The 25,913-nt window shown below is 28.7% G+C and carries 32 protein-coding genes; all 32 read left to right on the forward strand.

Features of this window, described 5'->3' with window-relative positions; all coding sequences use genetic code 11:
• The first annotated feature begins 12 nt into the window (after positions 1–12).
• Complete coding sequence (gene efp, locus Ccar_RS25550) at positions 13–570, forward strand: elongation factor P (RefSeq protein WP_007060031.1); 558 nt, start codon at positions 13–15, stop codon at positions 568–570.
• Between the two features lie 39 nt (positions 571–609).
• Positions 610–981: a CD1247 N-terminal domain-containing protein gene (locus tag Ccar_RS25555; protein ID WP_007060030.1), complete on the forward strand. Its 372-nt coding sequence runs from the start codon at positions 610–612 to the stop codon at positions 979–981.
• A 148-nt stretch (positions 982–1,129) separates the two neighbouring features.
• Entirely contained in the window at positions 1,130–2,056 is a 927-nt protein-coding gene (gene spoIIIAA / locus Ccar_RS25560) for a stage III sporulation protein AA (protein ID WP_007060029.1), read from the forward strand.
• 1 nt (position 2,057) lies between these two features.
• Positions 2,058–2,576: a stage III sporulation protein SpoIIIAB gene (gene spoIIIAB / locus Ccar_RS25565; RefSeq protein ID WP_007060028.1), complete on the forward strand. Its 519-nt coding sequence runs from the start codon at positions 2,058–2,060 to the stop codon at positions 2,574–2,576.
• A 41-nt stretch (positions 2,577–2,617) separates the two neighbouring features.
• Positions 2,618–2,815 (forward strand): stage III sporulation protein AC, encoded by a 198-nt coding sequence (spoIIIAC, locus tag Ccar_RS25570; protein WP_007060027.1) that lies wholly within the window; start codon positions 2,618–2,620, stop codon positions 2,813–2,815.
• A gap of 90 nt (positions 2,816–2,905) precedes the next feature.
• Positions 2,906–3,289 (forward strand): stage III sporulation protein AD, encoded by a 384-nt coding sequence (gene spoIIIAD, locus Ccar_RS25575; RefSeq protein ID WP_007060026.1) that lies wholly within the window; start codon positions 2,906–2,908, stop codon positions 3,287–3,289.
• Between the two features lie 9 nt (positions 3,290–3,298).
• Positions 3,299–4,462, forward strand: coding sequence for a stage III sporulation protein AE (spoIIIAE, locus tag Ccar_RS25580; RefSeq protein WP_007064771.1), 1,164 nt, complete (start codon positions 3,299–3,301; stop codon positions 4,460–4,462).
• A 31-nt stretch (positions 4,463–4,493) separates the two neighbouring features.
• Positions 4,494–5,087: a stage III sporulation protein AF gene (gene spoIIIAF, locus Ccar_RS25585; RefSeq protein WP_007060023.1), complete on the forward strand. Its 594-nt coding sequence runs from the start codon at positions 4,494–4,496 to the stop codon at positions 5,085–5,087.
• Positions 5,088–5,103: 16 nt separating this feature from the next.
• Positions 5,104–5,739 carry a stage III sporulation protein AG gene (gene spoIIIAG, locus Ccar_RS25590; protein ID WP_007060022.1) on the forward strand — a complete coding sequence of 212 codons (636 nt, stop codon included), beginning with the start codon at positions 5,104–5,106 and terminating at the stop codon, positions 5,737–5,739.
• A 59-nt stretch (positions 5,740–5,798) separates the two neighbouring features.
• Complete coding sequence (locus tag Ccar_RS25595) at positions 5,799–6,305, forward strand: SpoIIIAH-like family protein (protein ID WP_007064770.1); 507 nt, start codon at positions 5,799–5,801, stop codon at positions 6,303–6,305.
• Positions 6,306–6,455: 150 nt separating this feature from the next.
• Positions 6,456–6,848 carry an Asp23/Gls24 family envelope stress response protein gene (locus Ccar_RS25600; RefSeq protein WP_007060019.1) on the forward strand — a complete coding sequence of 131 codons (393 nt, stop codon included), beginning with the start codon at positions 6,456–6,458 and terminating at the stop codon, positions 6,846–6,848.
• A 152-nt stretch (positions 6,849–7,000) separates the two neighbouring features.
• Positions 7,001–7,468 carry a transcription antitermination factor NusB gene (gene nusB, locus Ccar_RS25605; protein ID WP_007060018.1) on the forward strand — a complete coding sequence of 156 codons (468 nt, stop codon included), beginning with the start codon at positions 7,001–7,003 and terminating at the stop codon, positions 7,466–7,468.
• A 57-nt stretch (positions 7,469–7,525) separates the two neighbouring features.
• Positions 7,526–8,725 carry an exodeoxyribonuclease VII large subunit gene (gene xseA / locus Ccar_RS25610; protein WP_007064769.1) on the forward strand — a complete coding sequence of 400 codons (1,200 nt, stop codon included), beginning with the start codon at positions 7,526–7,528 and terminating at the stop codon, positions 8,723–8,725.
• Positions 8,726–8,755: 30 nt separating this feature from the next.
• A complete protein-coding gene (locus Ccar_RS25615) occupies positions 8,756–8,974 on the forward strand; it encodes an exodeoxyribonuclease VII small subunit (protein ID WP_007060015.1) in 219 nt (72 codons plus the stop codon).
• A 32-nt stretch (positions 8,975–9,006) separates the two neighbouring features.
• Complete coding sequence (locus Ccar_RS25620) at positions 9,007–9,888, forward strand: polyprenyl synthetase family protein (RefSeq protein WP_007060014.1); 882 nt, start codon at positions 9,007–9,009, stop codon at positions 9,886–9,888.
• A gap of 750 nt (positions 9,889–10,638) precedes the next feature.
• On the forward strand, positions 10,639–11,193 hold the full coding sequence (locus Ccar_RS25630) for a CNNM metal transporter family protein (RefSeq protein WP_007064768.1): 555 nt from the start codon (positions 10,639–10,641) through the stop codon (positions 11,191–11,193).
• A 2-nt stretch (positions 11,194–11,195) separates the two neighbouring features.
• Positions 11,196–13,058: a 1-deoxy-D-xylulose-5-phosphate synthase gene (gene dxs, locus Ccar_RS25635; protein WP_007060012.1), complete on the forward strand. Its 1,863-nt coding sequence runs from the start codon at positions 11,196–11,198 to the stop codon at positions 13,056–13,058.
• A 17-nt stretch (positions 13,059–13,075) separates the two neighbouring features.
• A complete protein-coding gene (locus Ccar_RS25640) occupies positions 13,076–13,900 on the forward strand; it encodes a TlyA family RNA methyltransferase (protein ID WP_007060011.1) in 825 nt (274 codons plus the stop codon).
• Entirely contained in the window at positions 13,897–14,769 is an 873-nt protein-coding gene (locus tag Ccar_RS25645) for an NAD(+)/NADH kinase (protein WP_007060010.1), read from the forward strand. The genes Ccar_RS25640 and Ccar_RS25645 overlap by 4 nt, the downstream gene beginning before the upstream one ends.
• A complete protein-coding gene (locus tag Ccar_RS25650; protein WP_007060009.1) occupies positions 14,747–15,199 on the forward strand; it encodes an arginine repressor in 453 nt (150 codons plus the stop codon). The genes Ccar_RS25645 and Ccar_RS25650 overlap by 23 nt, the downstream gene beginning before the upstream one ends.
• A 52-nt stretch (positions 15,200–15,251) precedes the next feature.
• Positions 15,252–15,701, forward strand: a complete 450-nt coding sequence (locus tag Ccar_RS25655; protein WP_007060008.1) for an arginine repressor — start codon at positions 15,252–15,254, stop codon at positions 15,699–15,701.
• A gap of 22 nt (positions 15,702–15,723) precedes the next feature.
• Positions 15,724–17,424: a DNA repair protein RecN gene (recN, locus tag Ccar_RS25660; protein ID WP_007060007.1), complete on the forward strand. Its 1,701-nt coding sequence runs from the start codon at positions 15,724–15,726 to the stop codon at positions 17,422–17,424.
• 192 nt (positions 17,425–17,616) lie between these two features.
• A complete protein-coding gene (spoIVB, locus tag Ccar_RS25665) occupies positions 17,617–18,825 on the forward strand; it encodes a SpoIVB peptidase (protein WP_007060006.1) in 1,209 nt (402 codons plus the stop codon).
• Between the two features lie 203 nt (positions 18,826–19,028).
• Positions 19,029–19,844 (forward strand): sporulation transcription factor Spo0A, encoded by an 816-nt coding sequence (spo0A, locus tag Ccar_RS25670; RefSeq protein WP_007060005.1) that lies wholly within the window; start codon positions 19,029–19,031, stop codon positions 19,842–19,844.
• Positions 19,845–20,212: 368 nt separating this feature from the next.
• On the forward strand, positions 20,213–20,383 hold the full coding sequence (locus tag Ccar_RS27190) for a hypothetical protein (protein WP_007060004.1): 171 nt from the start codon (positions 20,213–20,215) through the stop codon (positions 20,381–20,383).
• Between the two features lie 201 nt (positions 20,384–20,584).
• Positions 20,585–21,106, forward strand: a complete 522-nt coding sequence (locus tag Ccar_RS25675; RefSeq protein WP_007060003.1) for an NUDIX hydrolase — start codon at positions 20,585–20,587, stop codon at positions 21,104–21,106.
• Positions 21,107–21,176: 70 nt separating this feature from the next.
• Positions 21,177–21,827 (forward strand): stage II sporulation protein M, encoded by a 651-nt coding sequence (gene spoIIM, locus Ccar_RS25680; protein WP_007060002.1) that lies wholly within the window; start codon positions 21,177–21,179, stop codon positions 21,825–21,827.
• A complete protein-coding gene (locus tag Ccar_RS25685) occupies positions 21,824–22,057 on the forward strand; it encodes a hypothetical protein (protein WP_007060001.1) in 234 nt (77 codons plus the stop codon). The genes spoIIM and Ccar_RS25685 overlap by 4 nt, the downstream gene beginning before the upstream one ends.
• A gap of 25 nt (positions 22,058–22,082) precedes the next feature.
• A complete protein-coding gene (xerD, locus tag Ccar_RS25690) occupies positions 22,083–22,961 on the forward strand; it encodes a site-specific tyrosine recombinase XerD (protein WP_007060000.1) in 879 nt (292 codons plus the stop codon).
• Between the two features lie 168 nt (positions 22,962–23,129).
• A complete protein-coding gene (locus tag Ccar_RS25695) occupies positions 23,130–24,326 on the forward strand; it encodes a D-alanyl-D-alanine carboxypeptidase family protein (RefSeq protein WP_007059999.1) in 1,197 nt (398 codons plus the stop codon).
• A gap of 204 nt (positions 24,327–24,530) precedes the next feature.
• Positions 24,531–25,292: a segregation/condensation protein A gene (locus Ccar_RS25700; RefSeq protein WP_007059998.1), complete on the forward strand. Its 762-nt coding sequence runs from the start codon at positions 24,531–24,533 to the stop codon at positions 25,290–25,292.
• Positions 25,279–25,869, forward strand: coding sequence for an SMC-Scp complex subunit ScpB (scpB, locus tag Ccar_RS25705; RefSeq protein WP_007059997.1), 591 nt, complete (start codon positions 25,279–25,281; stop codon positions 25,867–25,869). Before Ccar_RS25700 ends, scpB begins: the two co-directional genes overlap by 14 nt.
• The last annotated feature ends 44 nt before the right edge of the window (positions 25,870–25,913 follow it).

Consider the following 25,913-nt stretch of genomic DNA (forward strand, 5'->3'; position numbering starts at 1 on the left):
AGGGATACATAAATGATATCAGCAGGAGATATAAGAAAAGGAACTACTTTTGAACAAGATGGACAAGTGTATACTGTAATAGACTTCCTTCATGTAAAACCAGGAAAAGGTGCAGCTTTTGTTAGAACAAAACTTAGAAATGTTAAAACAGGAGGAGTTACTGATACAACTTTCAATCCAACAGCAAAACTTCAAGAAGCTGTAATAGAAAGAAAAGAAATGCAGTATTTATATTCTGATGGAGAATTATATTACTTCATGGATCAGGAAACTTTTGAACAGATTCCTTTGAACTATGAAAAAGTTGAGGAAGCTATAAAATTCTTGAAAGAGAATATGTTTGCTGTAATTAAATTTTACAAAGGAGAAGCTTTTTCAGTAGAAGCTCCAAACTTTGTTGAATTACAAATAACACAGACAGATCCTGGTGTTAAAGGTAATACTGCTACAAATGTGTTAAAACCTGCTACTGTTGAAACAGGTGCGGTAGTTCATGTGCCTATATTTGTAAACGAAGGCGAAATGATAAGAATAGATACTAGAACTGGAGAATACATGGAAAGAGTTTAAGGAATACTAATGGCAAAATAAATTTAAGGATGTGGTACAGTGAGCGATATTATATCAAAGGTAGCTTACCTTAATGGACTAGTAGATGGATTGGAAATTGATACCACTACTAAGGAAGGAAAAGTACTAAATGAGATAATAAATGTGCTAAAAGTTATAGCTGAGGAAGTGGATGAAATATCTGAATCACAAAAATATATGGAAGATTATATAGATGCTATAGATGAAGATTTATCTATTTTGCAAGATGATATGTATGATGATGACTATGAATTATGTGAAGATGAAGGAGACAATTTCATTCAATTGAAATGTTCTAACTGCGGCGATGACGTTTATGTTGATAAAGATATAGTAAAACAAAAAGAAAAGATAACATGTCCTAATTGCCATAATTTAATTCCAACATAAAGAATTCTTAAATATACAATGAATAAAATTATGAATAAGACCATATGAATGTATTAAACATTCATATGGTCTTTTTTTAAAATTATTTTACATTAATGTGGAATAAATTTGAATAAACAAAAATAGAAATAGATATATAAGGAAGGAGATGAGAAAAATAGACACGAAAGAAATTTTAAACATTTTACCAGAGAATATAAAGAATTTTATTACAGAAGCTTCATTAAATGAAGAACTTCAAGAGATAAGAATAAGAGCAGACAAGCCCTTAGTATTGGAAAACGGGAAAGAAGAGATGATATTTAAGTATATACCTAGTAGGGAAGACTTAAAGGCAATTGTACAAAGGATAAGCAACTATTCCATATATGCCTTTGAAGAAGAAATAAAGAAAGGATATATAACTATTAGAGGAGGCCATAGGATAGGAATATGTGGAAGGTGTGTTATAGAAAAGGATGAGGTAAAGACAATTAAAAGTATAGCATCTCTAAATATAAGAATATGTAGAGAAGTTATAGGATGCTCTGATCCGTTAATGGATTTTATTATTAAAAATAATAATGTGATAAATACAATAGTAATTTCCCCTCCTAAATGTGGAAAAACTACTTTAATAAGAGATATTGTAAGAAACATTTCTGATGGGATGAAGCAAAAGGCATTTACAGGTAAAAAAGTTTGTGTAATTGATGAAAGAAGCGAAATAGGAGCTTGTTACAATGGAATACCTCAATTAAAGCTAGGGTTAAGAACTGATATCTTAGATAGCTGCCTTAAAAGTCAAGGAATAATGATGGCAATAAGAAGTATGTCTCCTGATGTTGTTGTATGTGATGAAATTGGAACCTATAAGGATATGGATAGTATTTTATTTGCATTAAATTCAGGAGTAAATTTAATTACTACAATACATGGATATGGAATAGAAGATTTATATAAGAGACCAGTTTTTAAAGAAATTGTAGAAAATCAAGTATTTAAAAGAGCAATAGTATTAAGTAGCAATAATGGAGCAGGTACTGTTGAATATATATATGATTTTAAAAGTAAATCTATAATATGGGAGCGTTAAAATGTTAAAGATTTTAGCATGTATTATTATAATAATTGCATCCACAGCAATAGGATTCAATTATGGGGAGGGTTTTAAAAAGAGGACAAAACAACTCAATGAGCTTCAAAGATGTATTAATCAACTTCAGAACGATATGATTTATACGTTTACTCCATTACCAGAAGCTATTTATAACATAGCTGAAAAAAGCAAAGATCCTATAAAAAGCATATTTAAAGAAATTTCAAGTTTATTATTTTCTAATGCTGTTGATAGTTCATATGATGCATTCTATAAAGTTTTTAAAGATAAAAAAGAAGTTTTAAATTTAAATAAGGAAGATTTAAATGTAATACTGGATTTGGCTAAGACTCTTGGAGAATGCGATATAGATGGAGAAAAAAGAATGTTTTCATTAACACTTAGTAGTTTGAAAAAACAGCTTGAAGGTTCAGAAATTTCTATGAATAACAATGTAAAGATGTGCAGATATTTAGGATTTTCATTAGGTGCTATGGTGGTTATAATGCTAATTTAGATTAGTTAAATATTCTTTACTTGAAGAAGGAGGTTTTAAAAGTGCTAGACATAAGCTTAATATTTAAAATTGCAGGTGTGGGAATAGTCATAATAATTATAGATAAAGTTCTAGAGTCAAGTGGCAAAGGAGACTATGCTGTAGTAGCAAATTTGGCTGGTATATTAATAGTGCTCATGATGGTAATAAATTTAGTCAATAAACTATTTACTACAGTGAGAACAATGTTTCAACTTTAGGAAGTTAAAATCCTAAATGGATTTTAACGGGTAATTTTACTGGTGAGAACAAGGAAAATTGCCCAGTGTTCAAACCGAAAGGAGGAAGCTATGGAAATAATAAAAATAGTTACCTTTGCCTTTATATCTCTTTTTATAGTAATGATTTTTGAAAATAGAAGAAATGATTTAGCAATATATGTGAGTATGGCTGTAGGAATACTTATTTTTCTATTTATGATAACAAAGATTACATCTATATTGCAGTTTATTCAAGAATTATCAGCTAAGTCTAATATAGATTTCGTATATCTAATTACTGTATTTAAAATACTAGGAATTGCTTATCTTGCTTCCTTTTGCAGTGAAATATGCAAAGATGCAGGTCAAGGCAATATAGGCACAAAGGTTGAATTTGCCGGTAAGATTTTGATTTTAGCACTGGCAATTCCTATACTTATGGCTGTATTACAGTCAATATTAAAGATTATGTAGGTGTTTATTATGAAAAAAATTATATGTGTTTTATTTATAATTTTTATTATGTGTTTTAATGTACAAGCCGCTGAAAATAATAATTACACAGAAAGCTTAAAAAATCAAAGTCAAAGTGAAGAAGTTGAACAATTATACAATTATATATCCAATATGAAAACTAAATATGAAGTATTAAAAGATGTGGATGTAAAGGAGTATGTAAAGGATTTTATAAAAACAGGTGATGGAAAAATATCAACTAAAAAAATTTTAAATGCAGTTGGTAGTTATCTGTTTAGAGAAGTAATTGCTTCTTTAAAGCTTCTTGCTGTTTTAGTTGCAATAGCTTTAATCTGTGCACTGCTTACAAATCTTCAAAAGGCATTCAGCAGTGAAGATTTATCCAATATAGCGTATTTTGCATGTTATTCTCTTTTAATAATAATAATGGCAAAAAGTTTTTATATGGGGGTGGATATTGCAAGAACAACAATAAAGGAAATGACAGATTTTATGACGGCACTTATTCCAGTACTAATAATGTTAATTGCAAGTGTTGGGGGATTTGTAGAAGCAGCAGTAATGGATCCAGTAATTATAGGTACAATAACAATAAGTGCAAATTTATTTATGAATGTCATAATTCCTGTAATATGTATGGCATTTGTACTTCAATTTGTAAATAATATGTCCAATGAATATAAAATAGACAAACTTACTAAATTATTAAATCAAGTCACATTGTGGTCTCAGGGAATTATAATGACAATCTTTATAGGAATAATTACTATAAGGGGAATTACATCTAAAACTATTGATGAGGTTACTGCTAGAACGGCAAAGTTTGCAGTAGACAATTTTGTACCTATTGTTGGGAAAAGTCTTTCTGATGCTATATCTACTGTAGCAGGTTACTCTATATTATTGAAAAATGCTTTAAGTAGTTTGGGGTTAATTATAATCATTATAATAATGCTTTTTCCAGTGTTAAAAATTTTAATCATGGCATTTATGTATAAGCTCACAGGAGCTTTAATAGAGCCTATTAGTGACAGCAGGCTTGTAAATTGTATAACCTCTGCAGGTGATTCTTTGATACTTATAGCTTCTTGTCTTATAAGTGTTTCAGTTATGTTTTTTATAATGGTAGCTATTATTGCATCAGCGGGAAAAGTGATGATGGGAACATAAATTAAAAAACTTTAGAAGAAGGTGATAAAAGTTGCTTCAATCACTAAAAGCATGGATTATAACTATTTGTACAGCGGTGTTTTTTATTACAGCTGTAGAAATGATTCTACCAAATAATAGTTTAAAAAAGTATGCAAAATTTGTATTAGGGTTAATTTTAATTACAGTTTTTATAAATCCCATAATAAAATTATTTGATAAAAATTTTGATATAAATACTTATACAAATAATGCAGCACAGTGTATAGAAAGTAATAATGGTAAATTTAATGATGATTTTAACAAATATAAAGAAAAGAGCATAAATAGTACTTTGGAAGCTTTTAAATTAAATTTACAAGACAGCTGTGAAAAAAAATTAAAGGAAAAATATCCAGACAGTAGTTATAAAGTTCAAGTAGATGCAAGCTATGATAAAGAAAAAGAAAAAGTAGAAATAAAAGATATTAATGTAGGCATAAAAGAAGGCACTGTGGAAAAAATTAAAAAAGTTAAAATAGCAACAAACAGTAAAGTAGTTAATAATCAAGATAGCGTAAATGATGAAAAAAGCTTAAATATTACAACATATTTAAGCAATGAACTAAATGTTTCTAAAGACATAATAAAAGTACACAAACTATGAAATAAGGAGGTAAACTATGAATTTAAAGGATTTAAAGAAATTATTTCAGAAGCAAGGGGATGAAGAAAAAAATAGTTATCTTAGTGATAAGAAGAACAGAGCCAATTTATTTATAGCTTTTTTAGTAGGAATATTGATTCTTATAAGTATTAGTTTTTTTAAGACTTCAAATACACAGATAAGTGCACAAGATAAAAATAATACGAAGCCAGCTAAAGAACAACAAAAAACAGAAGAACAAAATATAGATCAAGAGCAATATGAAAGTGAGGTTCAGGATAAGCTTAAAGGTACTTTAGAAAAAATTGAAGGTGTAGGTAAAGTAGATGTTATGGTTAGTTTCGAAAGTGGAGAGGAACAAGTTCCAGCAGTTAATGTAAGTGATTCTACAAATACTACAGAAGAAAAAGATAATGAAGGTGGGGTAAGAAATTCAACTCAAAAAAATAATGGCAGTACAGTAGTTATAACTAATGATGGAAGTAAATCCAAACCTCTTATAGTTAAAACATACAAACCGAAAGTTTCAGGAGTTTGTGTTGTGGCAGAAGGATCTGAAAACAAACTTACTGAACTCAGAATAACAAAAGCTGTGGTTAACTTATTTAATATATCCGAAGATAAAGTTAATGTTTATCCTATGAAAAAATAGTATATATAAATTTTTTAAAGCATATAATTTTTTAGAAAGGTAGATGGGGGGAATTAATAATGAATAAGAAACAAGCTGTAATTATTGTTGCTCTTCTAGCTCTTATTGTGTGTGCTGGAGTGCTTGCAACAAAGCTTAATAATCCTTTATATGTAAATGGGGGAGATAATAGTAGTGGAAAAAGTACAGTATCACTAAATAATAATAGTAGTAAAGATAATAAGTCTGAATTCTTTGAAGAAGCAAAAATAACAAGAGATAATAAAAATGCTCAAACATTACAGACATTAAAGACTTTTATTGATGATAAAAATGTAAGTAAAGACAAAAAGGAAGATGCGTCTAAAAAATATACGGATTTAGCTATGAACACTAACTATGAATCTAAAATAGAAACTACTCTTAAAAGTAAAGGATATGAAGATGTATTATGTTCTATAGAAGGAAATAAAGCTAGATTAGTAGTGAAGGCAAAGGACAAACTAACGGATAAGGATACGAGAGATATGAAAAATGTAGTTATGGGAATAGCAAAAATACAGGAAGTGGAAATTGAAACTAAATAAAATAAAAATTTATTATAGGGAATATAGAATGAAAATTTCTTAATTCTCTATTTTTTTAGTATAAAAATTCTATGTTTGTAAAAGATAAATCTATTTGGTATAATGTAAATAAGATTTTTGATTTATGTCAAGAACTAGGGGGTATTGCCAATGGAAGATAATGTTAAAAATGAAATCGACTTAGGTATTGTTAAAATATCCGATGAAGTAGTTGGTGTAATTGCAGGATTAGCAACTACAGAAGTAAAAGGAATAGTAGGAATGAGTGCTAGCCTTGTAGGTGGAATCACTCAGATATTAAGTGGAAAGAAAAACCTGTCAAAGGGTGTTAAAGTAAGTGTTGGAGAAAGCAGTGCAGCTATTGATTTGTACGTAGTAGTGGAATATGGTATAAGAATACCTGATGTTGCATTAGAAGTACAGGATAATGTAAGAAAGGCTGTTGAATCCATGACTGGGCTTTGTGTTTCAGCAGTAAATATACATGTTCAAAATGTTATGATACCAAAGATAGAAGATTCTGTAGAAGATATTGAAGAATAATATTTGCACCCTCTGAATTCAGAGGGTGTTTCCATGTTTTAGTAAATATTTATGCTAGTATACTTGAACTACATAAATACTTTAAGTATAATTATATCTAAACTGAGAATAATTAATAATAGAATATTATCTGGCAAAATTAGGAGGAAGAAATGAACAGAAGAAAATCAAGAGAACTAGTTATGAAACTATTGTTTCAAATGACTATAAATAAGGAAGATTTCAAGGATGTTGTAGCAAACCTGAAGGAGAATATAGAGTTAGACAAAAGTGAGTTGCAAATTACAGGTATTGAAGGTAAAAATGAGATAGACCCTGAAAATATTGACCTAAAAGATATAGACATGGAATATGTAATAAGAGTTCTTAAAGGAGTGCAAGAAAATAAGGAGTCTATAGATAGTGCAATTGAAAAGCATCTTATAAATTGGAAACTTAACAGATTATCTAAGCTAGATGTAGCTATATTAAGGGTATGTACTTATGAATTTTTATATGAAGACAATATTCCTAAGAATGTATCTATAAATGAAGCTATTGAACTAGCTAAAAGATATTCAGGTGATAAGTCTGCAGCATTTATAAATGGAGTCTTGGGCAGCATGATTAAGGAAAAATAATTAAGATTTAGACATTGAACTGAGTTTTCAATGTCTAATTTGTAAAGGTGAATAATAATGTATATTAAAACTTTAACTGTATCTGAGTTAAATGGTTACATAAAAAAGTTAGTAGATAATGATTTCATATTGGGAAATTCCAATGTAAAAGGAGAAATATCTAATTTTAAACTTCATAGTAGTGGGCATATATATTTTTCTATAAAGGACGAATACAGCAAAATAAATTGTGTTATGTTTAGAAGTTCGGCAAGAAATTTGAAGTTTATGCCTGAAAATGGAATGAAGGTTGTAGTTAAAGGAAGAGTTTCTGTCTATGAGAAGGATGGAGCATATCAAATATACTGTAATGATATAGAGCTAGATGGTGTGGGAGAGCTTTATATGGCTTTTGAGAAGCTGAAGAGTAAACTTCAAAGTCAGGGACTATTTGAAGTTACACATAAGAAGGAGATACCTCCTTATGCTAGAAAAATTGGAGTAGTAACTTCGCCTACAGGTGCGGCTGTAAGAGATATAATTAATGTGGCAAAAAGAAGAAACGATGCTGTGGAACTTTTAATATATCCTGCTTTAGTTCAAGGAATAAATGCTAGTGAAAGTATAATAAAGGCTATAGAATATTTAAATAGGATTGATGATATAGATGTTATTATACTGGCAAGAGGTGGAGGTTCTATAGAAGAACTATGGTGTTTTAATGATGAAAAGCTAGCATATTCAATATATAATTCAAAAAAAGCTATAATAACAGGGGTAGGTCATGAAACTGACTATACTATAGTAGATTTTGTCAGTGATAGAAGAGCACCTACACCTTCAGCTGCAGCTGAATTAGCAGTATTTAATTTGGAAGATTTGCAAAGCAAGATTGTTTCTTATAAAAATACTTTAAATAATCTAATAGATTTTATATTAAAGGAAAAAAGTAATTCTTTAGAATTACTTAAGAGAAATTTAGATGTTAATAGTCCTTATTCATATATAGTAAATGAATATAATAATATTGATAGATTAAAAGAACTAATGAATATAAAAATAAAAACAAGGTTAGAAAAGGAAAGAGAAAAACTTATTAAAGCTAATTCTTTGCTTACAGCACATAATCCAATGAATATACTAAATAAAGGTTATGCTGTCATTGAAAATGAGAAAATAGGTGTTGTAAACACCATACAAAATCTAAAAAAATTAGATAAGGTTAAAATTACTTTAAAAGATGGAAGTGAAGAGTTTAACCTAAAGATTAAAAATTAATTATGGAAATTTGAGAGTGAAGGTGATCTTGTGCCCAGAAAAAATGAATCTTATGAAACTATGCTAAAAAAGTTAGAGGAAATAGTTAACGAAATGGATACAGGAAGTTTATCTTTAGAAGAAAGTATGAAAAAATATGAAGAAGGTGTAAAGCTTACAAACAAATTATATAAAATTTTAAGTGAAGCAGAAGGAAAAATAAAGCTTTTCACAGAATCAGGGGAAAAGGACTTTAAAGTAGAAAGTTAATTTTATTAACAATTAAGAATGGGGAATGTGATATGGAGAAAGAGATATCAATAGAACATTTAAGAAATAGTATTGAAAATTGGCTGGGGAGTTATTTTAAAGACAAAGGAAGTTATAATAAGAAAGTTTATGAAGCTATGGAATATAGTTTAGGTGCTGGAGGAAAGAGAATAAGACCTTTACTATTATTACTTACCTATATGCTTTATAAAGATGACTTTGAAAAAGTTTTACCTATAGCTTCAGCTGTAGAAATGATTCATACCTACTCGTTAATCCATGATGATTTGCCATGTATGGACAATGACGATTTAAGAAGAGGAAAACCTACAAATCATAAAGTATTTGGGGAAGCAGTGGCTGTTCTTGCAGGAGATGGACTTTTAAATGAAGGTATGAGTATAATGTTAAAAAGTTGTATGAATGAGCAGCATAATTTCATAAAAGCATGCAGCTTTATTGCTGAAAGTGCAGGAGCTGAAGGTATGGTCGGAGGTCAAACTGTTGATATATTAAGTGAAAATACTAAGATACCAATTGATCAATTATATTACATGCATAGTAAGAAAACAGGAGCTATTATAAAAGCATCTATAATAGCAGGAGCAATATTAGGTGAAGCTCCCAAGAGAGATATAGAAAATTTAGAATATTATGGACAAAAGCTTGGACTTGCTTTTCAAATAAAGGATGATATTTTAGACATAGTTGGAGATACAGAAGTTTTAGGCAAAAAAGCTAAAAGTGATTTGGATAATAATAAGACGACTTTTATTACAACCTATGGATTGAATAAATGTATTGAAATGTGTAATTCAATTACAGCAGAATGTATAGAAGTGCTTGATAATATTTCTGGAGATACATCTAAATTGAAAGATTTAACACTATTTTTATTAAATAGGGAAAAATAATATTGTATTTGTAGCATTATGGTGAATTTGGATTTAAACATACTTTGAATATATAAAAAAGCTATGATATAATGTTTTACTGTGAAATATAAAAAGGTGGTGCAGTATTCTAGTCAGGTAAGTGCTTTTTGAGGACGGGGCTAAAAATCCGTCAAAGGGCATATCGATGAAGTTCCTTGTGCTGGCTTATGACGCCCAGTTATGGGTTGGTGCTGGGAGTAAGGAGGATGGGGCGGCCGCAACGGCATGCGCAACTGACCCTACCACCGTGGAGACCATTGCTTGTACATGTGGCGAGATGCCTAGTGTACGTCAATGGATTAAACCTGTAATGTGGTGTAAAAGCTATGTGCAGTGTAGCCTGCCTTGAGTGGATTTAGGTGGAGGTAAGTTTAAATCTGAAGTTTTGGCCAAAAACTTCAGGCTATTGCTTAAAGAAACCTATTCTGCAAAAGAGGCTAGAAAAGTACCTAACTGTTGAGGAAATCTCCTAGACTGTTTTGTATAAAAGTATATTAGGGATTACAGTGCGGACTAAGTGGCGATCTAGTTCTATTTATGGCGACAATGTAGATAGAGTATTAAAGGGAAACCGTCCAAATGGCGACATTTAGATTGCTCTATGGGAAATCCTACTAGACCTAAGCCGCAAAGTTTACTTAGTATACTACCACCACTACATATTTTAGAGTGAATGGAAGTTTTAAATTTTAAAACTTAGTTATATATAACTTTTGGAGGAATAAATTTTTGGGAAGTAAATCTAAATCTAATAGTAAAAAGAGTAATACTAAATGGATTTTGAAAATTATTTGTGGGTCCATGATAATTTGCGGAAGTATTTCTCTTTTATCTGATGTGCTACTAAAAAAAGTAAATATCTTAGTAGCTTTTATTATATTAATTTTTATTATATTTACAGGAATAATATCTGATATTATAGGAGTAGCTGTTACTGCTGCTAATGAAATACCATTTCATGCTATGGCATCTAAGAAAGTAAAGGGTGCTAAAATAGCTATAAAGCTTATAAAAAATGCGGATAAAACATCTAGTATATGTAATGATGTAGTAGGTGATGTATGTGGAATAGTAAGTGGTTCCATAGGAGTATACATAGCAAGTAAAGTTCATTTACTTTTCCCAGGCTTAAATACATATGTTATAAATACACTTATAGGAGTGGTTATAGGAGCTTTTACTATAGGAGGAAAATCTATAGGAAAAAATTTAGCCATTAACAGAAGTAATGAAATACTGTTTAAAGTTTGCAAAATAATATATTTTTTTAAAAAGGATAGATAAAAATGTCAAATATACTAGAAAATTATAAGGGAATACATGAAATAAAACATATGTCATTGAAACAACAACAACAATTAGCTCATGAAATAAGAGAATTCTTAATAGAAAATGTTTCAAAAACAGGTGGTCATCTTGCGTCTAATTTAGGTGTTGTAGAATTGACTTTGAGTTTGTTCAGCGTATTAGATTTAGATAAGGATAAACTTATATGGGATGTAGGACATCAAGCTTATGTACATAAATTACTTACAGGAAGAAAAGAAAAATTTAATACTCTGAGACAGTTTGGGGGCATGAGCGGTTTTCCTAAAAGTTCAGAAAGTATTTATGATTTTTTTGAAACAGGTCATAGTAGTACATCTATATCAGCAGCACTTGGAATGGCTAGAGCCAGAGATTTAAAAAGAGAAACACATGAAGTAGTAGCTGTAATAGGTGATGGGGCTCTTACTGGAGGTATGGCATTAGAAGCATTAAATGATGCAGGATATAGGAAAACTAAATTAATAATAATATTAAATGATAATCAAATGTCTATAGGAAAAAATGTAGGCGGAGTATCAAAATATCTTAATAAAATAAGAATTGATCCTAAGTATAATAAATTTAAATTAGAAGTAGAAAATACACTAAAAAAGATACCTAATATAGGTAGAGGTATGGCTAAATACCTAGAAAGAATAAAAAATGGAATAAAGCAAATGATAGTTCCTGGTATGTTTTTTGAAGATATGGGAATTAAATATTTAGGTCCTGTTGATGGACATAATTTGAAAGAGCTTACAGAAGTATTATCAAAAGCTAAAAATATTAAGGAGCCTGTGATTATACATGTAATAACGAAAAAAGGAAAGGGTTATGAATTTGCAGAAAAGAACTCTGGGAAATTTCATAGTATAGGACCTTTTCATTGTGATAGTGGAGAAGTATGTGCTGATTCATGTGTCACTTATTCAAAGGCTTTTGGAGAGGAAATGGTTTGGCTTGGAAAGCATTACAATAATGTAGTAGCTATAACTGCAGCTATGAGAGACGGAACAGGTCTTGGTGAATTTTCAAAAGTTTTTCCAAGTAGATTTTTTGATGTAGGTATTGCAGAACAACATGCAGTAACTATGGCAGCAGGTATGGCCAAGACTGGATTAAAACCTGTTTTTGCTGTTTACTCCACATTTCTTCAAAGAGCGTATGACCAAATATTACATGATGTGTGTATACAAAAGTTACCTGTTATATTTGCTATTGATAGAGCTGGAATTGTAGGTCAAGATGGTGAAACACATCAAGGGGTATTTGATTTATCATTTTTGACACATATACCTAATATAACAGTAATGTCACCTAAGTGTATTTTTGAACTTAAAAATATGCTTAAATGGTCTGTGAAACAAAATTATCCTATAGCAATAAGATATCCAAGGGGTGGCGATAATGAAAAAGTTTTAATGGAACCCCTTAATGATTTTACATTAGGAAAATGGGAAGTAGTTAATAAAGAAGGAAATATAGCATTAATTGCCCAAGGAAAAATGGTTCAGCATTCTATTTTAGCAAAACAGAAGTTAAAAGATCTAGGTATTAATGTAAGTGTTGTAAATGCTTGCTTTATAAAACCTATAGATAAAGAGTTAATTAAGGCATTGGTAGAAGAAGGCATGAATATTGTAACTATAGAAGATAATGTTATAAGAGGAGGCCTTGGATCATATGTACTTGAATATATAAATACTCTCGATAAAAAAGTAAAGGTTATGAATCTTGGATTTAAAGATGAATTTATACCTCATGGAAAACCAGATTTATTATATAAGTTATATGGATTAGATGTTGAGGGAATTGTAAAAAGTGTATTGAAAATAGTATAAGGGTAAAGGAGTTTACTATGTCAGAAGCAAAAGAAAGACTTGATGTATTGTTAGTAAAAAAAGGATTATTCCCTTCTAGGGAAAAGGCTAGAGCTAGTATAATGGCTGGAGAAATATTTGTAGATAATCAAAGAGTTGATAAGTGTGGAGAAAAAGTAAAAGAATCTTCAAATATAGAATTTAGAGGAGAAAAACTTCCTTTTGTAAGTAGAGGAGGTTTAAAACTTCAAAAAGCTGTAAAGAATTTTAATATAGATTTAAAAGATAAAACTTGTTTGGATATAGGTGCTTCTACTGGAGGATTTACAGATTGCATGCTTCAAAGTGGAGCTAAAAAAGTTTTTTCTGTAGATGTAGGCTATGGTCAGTTTGCATGGAAACTGAGAACAGATCCAAGAGTAGTATGTATGGAAAGAACTAATGTGAGATATTTAGAACCAGAGGATGTAGGAGAAGCATCAGATTTTGCTAGTATAGATGTATCGTTTATATCCTTAAAAAAAGTAGTTCCAGCAGTTTTAAATTTACTTAATGAAAATGGAAGAATAATGGCTTTAATAAAGCCACAATTTGAAGCAGGTAGAGAGAAAGTTGGAAAAAAGGGAGTAGTAAGGGAAAAATCAACTCATGAAGAGGTTGTTAAGGAAATTGCAGAATTTGTTCAAGGTCAAAACACAAAAATAATTGCATTAGATTATTCACCAATAAAAGGACCAGAGGGAAATATAGAATATTTAATTTATTTTACTAAGGAAAAAGACTATATTGAAACTTATTGTGAAAATGATATTATGAATGTAGTAAACTCAGCACATGCTAATCTTAATGGGGAGGCACTATGAAAAATATAGGTATTAATGTAAATACAACAAAAGACAAAAAAAGAAAAATGTTAAATTTTATATTAAAAACCATTCATAATGAGTGTGAGAATATTAATATCAATGTATATGAAGATTGCATAGGGTTAAATGAAGAAAAAAGTTATGAATTAGATATGATTATAGTTTTAGGCGGAGATGGAACTATATTAAATACTGCAAGACACATAGCTAAATATGATGTTCCTATTTTTGGAATTAACATAGGGCATTTAGGCTTTTTAGCTCAAGTGGAAAGTTCAAATATAAGTTATGCTATTAAGAGTCTTTTAAAAGGAGATTATGTTGTTGAAGAAAGAATGATGCTTCAATGTAGTTATGAGCAACAAGGTATAATAAAACATCATATAGGGTTGAATGATGTGGTGTTATCTAAAGGAGTTTTGGCAAGAATAGTGAAATATAAAATTTATATCGATGATAAATATTATAACACTTTTGCAGCGGATGGAATAATAATAAGTACTCCTACAGGTTCTACAGCATATTCACTATCAGCAGGAGGACCTATAATTTATCCAACCTTAGATAATTTTGTTTTGACTCCTATGTATTCACAAACTGTTGGAGCAAGAACTATAGTTTTAGATGGAAAAAGCAATATATCTATAAATTTCCCTAAAAACGATGAAAACATATTTTTGTCTATAGACGGTCAAGAGTGGATAGAAGTGGATAAGGCTCAATCTGTAAATGTTTGTAGTGCAAAAAATAAGTGTAAATTAGTTAAACTAAATAGCAATGATTATTTTGATACGCTAAGAAAAAAAGTCACATTTAGATCAAAGGGGTACGAAGGTGAAGAGTATGAAGGCGACAAGACATGCTAAAATACTTGAAATTATAAATTCAAAGGATATTGAAACACAAGAAAATTTAGCAGAAGAACTAAAAATCAGTGGAATGGATGTTACACAGGCCACTGTTTCAAGGGATATTAGAGAATTGAAATTAATTAAGGTTTTAGGTAATAATGGTAATTATAAATATGCTACTAGAGTGCATACAGAAAATTTTTTATCAGATAAACTAATGAACATTTTTTCACAAACTGTAATTAGTGCTGAAAATGTGGATAATTTCATAATAGTAAAAACTATAGGTGGTTCTGCTAATGCGGCAGCAGAAGCTATTGACTCATTAAATTTTTATGGCATAGCTGGTACTGTTGCAGGAAGTAATACTATTTTTATAGTAGCTAGAGATGTTGATAAAGCAAAAACAATAACTCAGAATATAAAAAAAATGATTTTCAAATAAGATATAATGTACAAAAATTACATTTAGGCAAAGGAATGTGAAGGTGAAAGTTATGAAGATAACGAGACATGCTAAAATACTAGAAATTATAAATTCAAAAAATATTGAAACACAGGAGGAATTAGCGGAAGAATTAATAAAGAGTGGAATGGATGTTACACAGGCTACTGTTTCAAGAGATATAAAAGAATTAAAATTGATTAAAGTTCTAGCTGATGACGGTAATTATAAATATGCAACTATAGTACATACAGAAAGTTTTTTATCAAACAAACTTATAAATATATTTTCACAAACTGTAGTTAGTGTTGAAAATATAGATAAATTTGTAATTATAAAAACTATGACAGGATCTGCTGCTGCTGCTGCTGAAGCTATTGATACATTAAATTTTGATGGTGTAGCTGGTACTATTGCAGGAGATAATACAATCTTTTTACTAGCTAGAGATAGTGAAAAGGCAGAGATTATAGCACAAAAAATGAAAAAAATGATTTCTTAAAGTAGGGAGGCATTTAGAAATTATGCTTCTTCAGTTAAATATAAAAAATTTTGCATTAATAGAAAATTTAAGCATATCTTTTGATGATGGATTTAATGTACTTTCAGGTGAAACTGGAGCAGGAAAATCTATAATTATAGATGCTATAAATTATGTTCTGGGCAGCAAGTTTAATAAAGATTTAATAAGAACTGGCGAAAATAAGACTTTTGTAGAAGCAATTTTTACATTAACAAATTGTAAAACATTAGAAATATTGAAACAAAATGATATAGATATTGATGTTAATAATTTGGTTATAATAAGTAGGGAAACATTTCAATCAGGAAAAAGTATTACAAAGGTTAATGGTAAATCAATATTAATAAATACTTTAAAGTCAATAAGTAATACTTTGTTAGATATTCATGGACAACATGAAAACCAAAATTTATTATCTGCAGAAAATCATATTGACTATGTGGATTCTTATGGAGAAGAAAACTTAAGAGAATTTTTATTGAATTATAGGGAAAAGTATAATAAACTTTGTGAAATTGAGAGCAAAATCAATGAACTTGCAGGCAAAGATGGAGAAAGAGATAAGCTTATAGACTTTTTGAAATATCAAATAGATGAAATAAATTCCTTAAAATTAAAAGAAAATGAAGATGTAGAGCTTGAAGAAAAATATAAAGTGCTTTCAAATGCAGAAAAAATAAATAATACGTTAAATAATTCTTATTCTTGTCTTTATACTGGAAGTGAAGAATCAATGTCTATTTATGATAATTTAGGAATGGTTATAAAAGATCTTTCTTTAGTCCAGGAAAACTTACCTAAAATAAATGAGATAATTGATGCTTTAAAAGATGCTTATTATAATATTGAAGGTGGTATAGAGCAGATAAGAAGTATAAAAGATGATATTTTCTATGACGAAGGGGAACTAGAATATATAAATAGTAGGATATATCAAATAAATGGAGTTAAGAAAAAGTATGGTAATAGTATAGATGATATTTTAAAGTATAGAGATAAAATAAAATCTCAATATGATGAAATGATAAATAGCAGCGAGATAATAGAAAATTTAAAGAATAAAAGAAACAATTTAATGGAAGAATTAAAGGTCTATGGAGAAAAGCTTCATAAAGAAAGATGTGAAATAGCTGAGGAATTACAATTAAGGATAAAAAGTGAATTAGATTTTGTGGGGCTTGAAAAAAGTACATTTAAAGTAAGTGTAGAATTTCAAACAAAATTTTACTTAAATGGTATGGATAAAATTCAATTTTATATATCAACGAATCCAGGAGAACCTTTAAAGCCTCTAGAGAAGGTAGTATCAGGTGGAGAACTTTCCAGAATAATGTTGGCATTAAAAACTGTATTTGTGGATAAAGATCATATACCTTCTGTAATATTTGATGAAATAGATACTGGAATAAGCGGAAGAATTGCTCAATGTGTAGCAGAAAAAATGTATGTTATATCTAAAAATCATCAGGTTTTTTGTGTAACTCATCTTCCACAAATTGCTTGCATGTCAGATATACATTATTGGGTATCTAAAAAAGTCAAAGATGAAAAAACTTATACTACAATTAAAAAGATGGATTATCAGGAAAAAGAATATGAAATAGCTAGAATGATAGGAGGTTCTGAAGTTACGAAATTGACTTTAGAACATGCTAAAGAGCTTATAAAAATGGCTAATTCTAGAAAAAAGTTAATTATATAAAAACTGCAAAAATTTGCAGTTTTTTTTATTTTGTTTAATAGTTCAATACCATACATGTGAATTATAAATTTTTACTGAAAATTTTAGTGCAAAAATAAAAAAGATGACTTTAAATGAAAGTATATAATAGCATAATAAGCTTCTCTAAAGGGAAACTTAAAATCAGATAAATTAAAGACAGGAGGCAAAAGCATGGATAAAAAAATTAAAAAAATGTTATGCTGTATTTTAATTCCTATCCTGTTGTTAATGATAGTTTCTTACTATAAGGCACAAAATATACCTACTACTATATTTATAAGAGAAGGTGAAAGTTTAAAGTCTGACAATCTAATAAAGCTAAGAGAAGCATATAAAACAGAAAATATAGATATGGAAGATAAAAAAGTAAGTGTAAATTTATTAGGAATATTGCCTGTAAAATTGGTGTCACTGAAGTCTGTAAGCAACTCCATAGTTTTATATCCTGGAGGTCAACCAGTAGGTGTAAAACTTAATACAAAAGGAGTTTTAGTGGTAGCTTTGTCTGATATAAGAACAGAAAAAGAAAAGATAGCCAGTCCAGCAGCTTTAGCTGGTATACAAATAGGAGACAATATTATCAAAATAAACAATTGTCTTGTTAAAAGTTCAGAAGATGTTCAAAAACAAATAAATGACTCAAATGGAGAAGAACTAAAAATAATAATAGATAGAAAAGGAGAAGAAATTGAAAAGAAAGTTAGACCTATTAAAAATCCAGAAGATGATAATTTAAAAATAGGCTTATGGATAAGAGATTGTACTGCTGGAGTAGGAACATTAACTTTTTATGATGAAAAAACTGGTATGTTTGCAGCATTAGGTCATCCTATAACAGATATTGATACTGGAACTATTTTAAATATAAGTTCAGGAGAAATAGTACCATCTTCAATTGTATCGGTAAAAAGGGGGTTAAAAGGAAATCCTGGTGAATTGAAAGGTATATTTGTAAATGAAGAAAAGATATTAGGCAAAATATATAAAAATACGAAATGTGGTATTTTTGGTAAAGGTAGTAGTGAGCTAATTAATAGAAACGTTAAACCTATGAAAATTGCATTGAGAAATGAAATAAAGGAAGGACCAGCTAAGATTTTAACAACTGTAGAGGGAGAAAAACCAAAATTTTATGATATAAGAATAGAAAAATTACTAGCACAGGATTCACCAGGTCCTAAGAGTATGGTAATAAAGATAACAGACCCTGTCCTTTTAGAGAAAACTGGAGGCATTGTGCAAGGAATGAGTGGGAGTCCTATTATACAGGAAGGCAAAATAATAGGTGCAGTAACTCATGTGCTTATAAATAAACCAGATACTGGTTATGGTATATATATAGAATGGATGCTTAAGGATGCTAATATTTTATCAAAATAAATAGAAATAGAAATAAATAAAAACACAAATAAATTTGAAATAATAGGAAAAAGTGTGATAGAATAAAATTAGATAGCATAAATTATGCTATCTTTTAAATTTAAATAGAATTTTTTATTTCTAAGAAGGATTTAAATTAGTTTTGTCGAATTAATTAATTTGTTAAGAAATGGGAATTAAAATAATAAAGGGGAGTAAGAAATATGGAAGAATCAAAAATAAGTGTGATTATTGCGGATGATAATAAAGAGTTTTGTAATATTCTCAATGATTATCTTTTAAATCAGAGAGATATTGTAGTAACAGGCATTGCAAAAGATGGATTAGAAGCATTAAAACTTATAGAGGAAAAGCATCCGGACTTGGTAGTATTAGATATAATAATGCTACATCTTGATGGTCTTGGAGTTTTAGAAAGACTAAGTAGTATGAATATAGACCCTATGCCAAGAATAATTGTTCTTTCAGCAGTAGGACAGGATAAAATAACTCAAAGAGCTATAACGTTAGGTGCAGACTATTATGTAGTAAAACCATTTGATATGGATGTTTTTACTAAGAGAATAAGACAAATGTTTAATAATACCATAAGTAATGGAGATGAACCTAAGAAAACAATTTCATTAATTGACACTACAGGAATTAAATTTACTAAAAGTGAACCTACTAACCTTGAACAGGAAATAACAAACATAATACATGAAATAGGAGTTCCAGCACATATAAAAGGATATATGTATTTAAGAGAAGCTATAACTATGGTAGTAAACAATATGGAACTTTTATCTGCAGTAACAAAAGAGCTATATCCTTCTATAGCTAAAAAATATAATACTACTGCAAGTAGAGTAGAAAGAGCAATAAGGCATGCTATAGAGGTTGCATGGGCTAGAGGACAAGTAGAAACTATAAACAAGATATTTGGCTATACTATACATAATGATAAAGGTAAGCCAACAAATAGTGAATTCATTGCAATGGTGGCTGATAAGCTAAGATTAAAGAATAAGGTATCTTAACTAGTTGTATTAATGGCTCAATGTGTATATACGGTATACGTGTAAGCCAACTTATATTTATATAGGTGAAATGTACACCTTCTTATTGGTTGTTAAAAACAACGATTAATAAGGAGGTGTTTTTGTTTTGTCTAAAGTTACCAAAAAATTATTTTTGATCTATCATTTTTATTTTGTATATTGAATAAATTGTTAAATAAGTGTAACATATAAATATAAAAAGTAAATTTCACTTATAATTAGTTATTTTCTTAAGAAAGTAATAAAATTTTGTAATAGGTTGTGTAAAAGGTCTTATAAAATTAAAAATATAATATTCTAAAAAATGAATTAAGGACATAATATTTTAACAAAAGGAAGGTGATACTATGAAGCTGGATTTAGATATTGAAGAAATTAAGAACATAAAGGATCTATTAATAAGTAGAATTAATGATCTAAGGGATAAATTAGCAGATGATCAGGATAAAGAAGAAGAAGTAAAGGAAATTATAAGAAATTACAAAAGGCTTGTAAAGAAGATTGAAAGTCAAATATGAAAATGAAAAGTAAAGTAGCACTACCCTCTAGATAATAATGTTTTAATATTGTCTAGAGGGTAGTGTATTATTTACAAATAAAAAGTTCAATGATATTCCTATAATTGACAAGTATATATGTAAAGTATAAAATTAATTTAATTAAATAAAATAAGAGAAAAGTTTACACGTATTATTTATGAAATTTGGAGGTAATATAAGGTGCAGTTTGAAGAAAAAACTTTACTAAATGAAAATATATATAAAGGTAAAATTATTGAAGTTAATTTGAAAACCGTTGAACTTCCTAATGGAAAAGAGGCAAAAAGGGAAATAGTAAATCATCCTGGTGGTGTGGCTATACTTGCATATAAAGACAAAGATACTATACTTTTGGTAGAGCAGTTTAGAAAACCTTTAGAAAGAAACTTATTGGAGCTGCCAGCAGGAAAAATTGAAAGAGGTGAAGAACCCAAAATTTGTGGTATAAGAGAACTTGAAGAGGAAACAGGATATAAGGCAAATAAATTTAGTTATTTAGGAAAAATAGTTACAAGTCCTGGATTTTGTGATGAATATATATATCTATATAAGGCAGAGGATTTATATAAGGGAAACACAGGATTACAGGACGAAGATGAATTTATAAATGTAAAGGAATTAAAAATAGATATTGTAAAAGAAATGATCAAAAAAGGTGAAATAATAGATGCTAAAACTATAAGTGCTTTTATGATGGAGTAATGTATGCATATAACTCTTTTGTTTTTCATAGATATTAAAAAAAGGTGATTAACAAAAGGGGGATGAAATTATGTCAGAAAACAAAGTATTAGGACTTTTAAATAAGCATGTACAAAGTAATTTTTGGCTGTATATTATAAGTCTTCTATGTATATGTACAGGGATAGTATTAGGAATGTACAGTGTAAGGTACATGGGAAGCTTTGATAAAACAGATCTTTTAAGCTACATCAAAAATTTTAATACCGCCATTAATTCAGGAAATATAAGCTATAAATCTATATTCTCAGAAACATTAAAAAGTAATGTTCCTATCTTACTCGCAATGTGGTTTCTTGGCCTTACTATGATAGGAATTCCTATCATTTTAATTATAGATATTATAAAGGGGTTTACCATAGGATTTACTATAAGTTTTATGGTAAATGGAATGGGAATGAAAGGGATGATGTTTTCACTTCTTGGGGTATTGCCACAAAACATAATATATATTCCATGCTTTATATTGGCTTCAGTAATTGCTATGGATTTTTCTATGGCAATATTAAAAGATAAATCTAATAGACAATGGACATCTAATATTTGGGTTATGGTTACATCGTATTCCTTATCATTTTTGCTAGTAGCTGCAGTTATGTTTATAGGTTTTCTTATGGAAACGTATTTGACTCCTAATATAGTTAAACTTATTATAGCAAGTGTTGGGAGCATTATAATATGAATATAGATGAGAAAATATATGATTTTATAATAACTGTACTAAAATGCTTTTTTATATTAATAGTTTTAGGATTGTTTTTACCCAAATTATTAGATTATGTTTTTTATAATTTTATAAATAAGCCTAATGTTTATGATAATAGTATATTAGTAAATAACTTAGTTCATAGAAATATTAATATCCTCCATAATTATATTATTGTTTTTAATAAATTTTTAGGGCTTTGGTAAACTGTTCTAAAGGATGGGGAAAGATATGGATAAAGTTTTTTTGAAATACATTGAAAATTTAGAAAAAAAGAATGTAAGCAAAAATACTATGGATGCTTATGTAAGAGATATAAGTAAGTTTTATAATTTTATAAAAGAGAGAAATGAAAATGTAGTGGAAATAGAAGTAGTTTCCATAATGGCATATGTTCAGCAATTGCAAAAAGAAGGAAGAGCTACTTCTTCTATTATAAGAAATATAGTTTCTCTTAGGAATTTTTACAAGTATCTTACAATTAAAGGATTTATAAATGAAAATCCTATGATTAATTATGAAATACCAAAAGTTAAACATAATATTCCTAAAATTTTAACTGTAGAAGAAGTAGATACGCTTCTTTCAACGCCAGATTTAGGCACAAATAAAGGCATAAGAGATAAAGCTATGTTGGAAGTGCTTTATGCCACTGGTATGAAGGTTACAGAAATTTTAAATATTACTATATATGATATAAATTTAAAGCTTGCTTATATAAAATGTAAAGGTTCAAAAAATCAGGAAAGAATTATACCTATAGGTTCTATTGCTATACAATGTTTACAGGAATATTTAAAAATAAGATCACAAATTAATATATATAATTTAGATCTGCTTTTTATAAATTTAAGGGGAATTCAAATGACCAGACAGGGATTTTGGAAGATAGTAAAATATTATGCAAAGGCTGCAGGAGTAGATAAACATATAAATGCATTTACTCTAAGGCATTCTTTTGCAGTTCATTTACTTCAAAATGGGGCTGATATAAAGTCTGTACAGGAGTTGCTTGGACATAAAGATTTATCAGCAACTCAAATATATTCTTCTATTTCTAGAAAGAATAAAATTGCAGAGGTATATAAAAAATCACATCCTAGAGCATAGAGAGTGCTAAAGCCGGAGTTATATTCTCTGGCTTTGTTAATTTTTTGCAATAAAAGTATACACTATTTTTTATACAAATTTTAAATTTGTCAAGCAATATTTTTTATTTCCTCATAATATTATTAGTTTCGGGAAAAAATACATTTTAGAGAAAGGAGGAAATGAAAAATGAAAAAGAAAAGAAAAAAGAAAACTTTATTAAGCGTAATACTAATTTTATCTTTAATTTTAGGTATTTTTACAAAAGCAGTTAAAGCTGAACCAGAAGCAAATACTAAGGTTGAAGATAACTTAATGAAAGTAGATGCTAAATCAGCATTACTTATGGAGCCTTCAAATGGCAAAATAATTTATGAAAAAAACTGTCATGAAAAATTAGCACCAGCTTCAGTTACAAAGGTTATGACTATGCTTTTAACAATGGAAAATGTGGATTCAGGTAAAATAAAATTATCTGATAAGGTTACTATAAGTGAAAATGCAAAAAAGATGGGTGGAAGTTCTATGCTTCTTGACACAGGAGAAGTAAGAACTGTAGAGGAATTAATAAAAGGAATAGGTATAGCATCTGGTAATGATGCAGCTGTGGCTATGGCAGAATATTTAGGCGGCAGTGAGGAAGGCTTTGTTAAACTTATGAATGAAAGAGCTCATAAGCTTGGAATGAAGGATACTAATTTTAATAATTGTACAGGATTAAGTTCACCAGGACATGTTACTACAGCTTATGATATAGCTATCATGTCAAGAGAACTGTTAAAACATCCAGATATATTAAAGTATACAGGTACATATATGGAAACTATATCTGAAGGAAGAAAAAGTCCTATAGGTTTAGTAAATCATAATAAGCTTGTAAGATTTTTTAAAGGCTGTGATGGTTTAAAAACAGGGTTTACTGATGAAGCTAAATATTGCATATCTGCAACTGCTACAAGAGATGGAGTGAGAATGTTAGCTGTAATAATGGGATCTCCTACATATAAAGTGAGAAATAAAGATGCAAGTATGCTTATGAATTATGGATTTTCAAAATATGAAAATAAAAAACTTATAGAAAAAGGAAAAGATGTTGAAAAAGTAAATTTAAATAGAAAGGGAGATAGATTCTTTATAGCAAAAGCACAAGATGATTTTAGTGTAGTTTTAGAGAGAGGAAAAGATGCTAAGGTAAGTAAAAAAGTAGTTATAGATAAAGACAAAAAAGAATATAAATCTAATGAATTTGTAGGATATTGTGAAGTATATGTAGAAGGTAAAATAGTAGGAAAAGTTAAGCTTTATAGTGATCGAGATGTGAAAAAACCAGGAATTATTGGAAACTTAAGGGATAACTTTGTAAGAATATTAGATAGAGGAGTTTAAATATAAATTTTCAATGGTTTTAAAGCCATTGAAAATTTAATTTTTTTTGATTACGAGTAGAAATGTGTAAAAATAAAGAGGTTGACTTATAATTAAATACTGTAGATAATTAATACAGATACTTAAACAATGAAATTTTATACTTTAAGCGTATTGCGAAGCAATATTTTTAATTTATAAGTGTTTGGAATTAGGAGAGATAAAATGTCTTTAAACATTAAAATAGAAAACTTTGAAGGTCCTTTTGATTTATTGCTTCACTTAATAAAAAAAAATAAAATGGATATATATGATATCAAGATATATGATATTACTAACCAGTATTTGGAGTATGTTAAGGCTATGGAGGAAATGGATCTTGAAATAACTTCAGAATTTATAGTAATATCAGCTACACTAATCGAAATAAAATCAAAGATGCTTTTACCAAAACCTAAAGTTGATGAAAATGCAGTAGATAGTGATGAAAAGGATCCTAGAGAGGAATTAATAAACAAGCTTGTTGAATATAGAAAGTTCAAGGAAAGTGCTAAGTTTTTTAAGAATAGAGAGCAAGGAATAGGAAGAATGTTCAGTAAAAAACCAGAAATAATAGAGGAAAAGAATAAGAGTTTTGATCCAAAGGATTTCCTTAAGGGAGTAACTATGCTTCATTTGTTTGAGATTTATAGCAAACTCATGAATGTATATAAAAATAAAATAAATACTGAAAATGTAATTAATAAAGAAATTCCATTGGACAAGTTTAAGATAGAAGATAAAATTGACTATTTAAAGGAAATTATGATAAATGATAAAAAAATTATTTTTTCTAATATAGTAAAACATTGTTCTCACAAAATGGAAGTAGTAGTTACATTTCTTGCTTTGTTAGAGCTTATGAAATTGAGAGTTATAAAAGTAGTTCAAGAAAATAATTTTAAAGAAATTTATGTGGAAAGGATAAATAATAATGAAGAATATTAATATAAATCAAATGGAGATAGAAGAGGCATCACCTAAGAATATATACTTTTCTATAATAGAATCTCTACTATTTGTATCAGGTGAACCAATAGATATAAAACAAATAGCTTCAATAATAGAGTGCAGTGCAAAGTTTACAAAAGAATTAATGGCAGAAATGATAAAATATTATGAAGAAGAATCTAGAGGTATAACAATAATAAAAGTAAATGAAAGCTATGGATTGGTTACTAAGTCAAAGAATAGTGATTATGTGGAAAAGCTTTTAGGCACAAATTCAAGACAGTCGTTGTCCCAAGCAGCTTTAGAAACTTTAGCTATTATTGCATATAAACAGCCAATAACAAGGATAGATATAGATGAAATAAGGGGAGTAAAAAGTGATAGAGCTTTAACTACTCTTGTGCAGAAGGGTTTAATTAAGGAATCAGGAAGGTTGGATGTGCCCGGTAGACCTATATTATATGGTACTACTGAGGAGTTTTTAAAGTACTTTGGCTTAGAAGACCTTAATAGTATACCATATTTAGATGATTTAGTTGGTGATAATATAGATGAAGAAAAAATTGAGGATTAAATATTAAAGATTAGCTGATTTACATAATTAAATCGGCTAATCTT

Source organism: Clostridium carboxidivorans P7 (assembly GCF_001038625.1).
In the GTDB taxonomy this organism is placed as follows: Bacteria; Bacillota; Clostridia; order Clostridiales; family Clostridiaceae; genus Clostridium_AM; species Clostridium_AM carboxidivorans.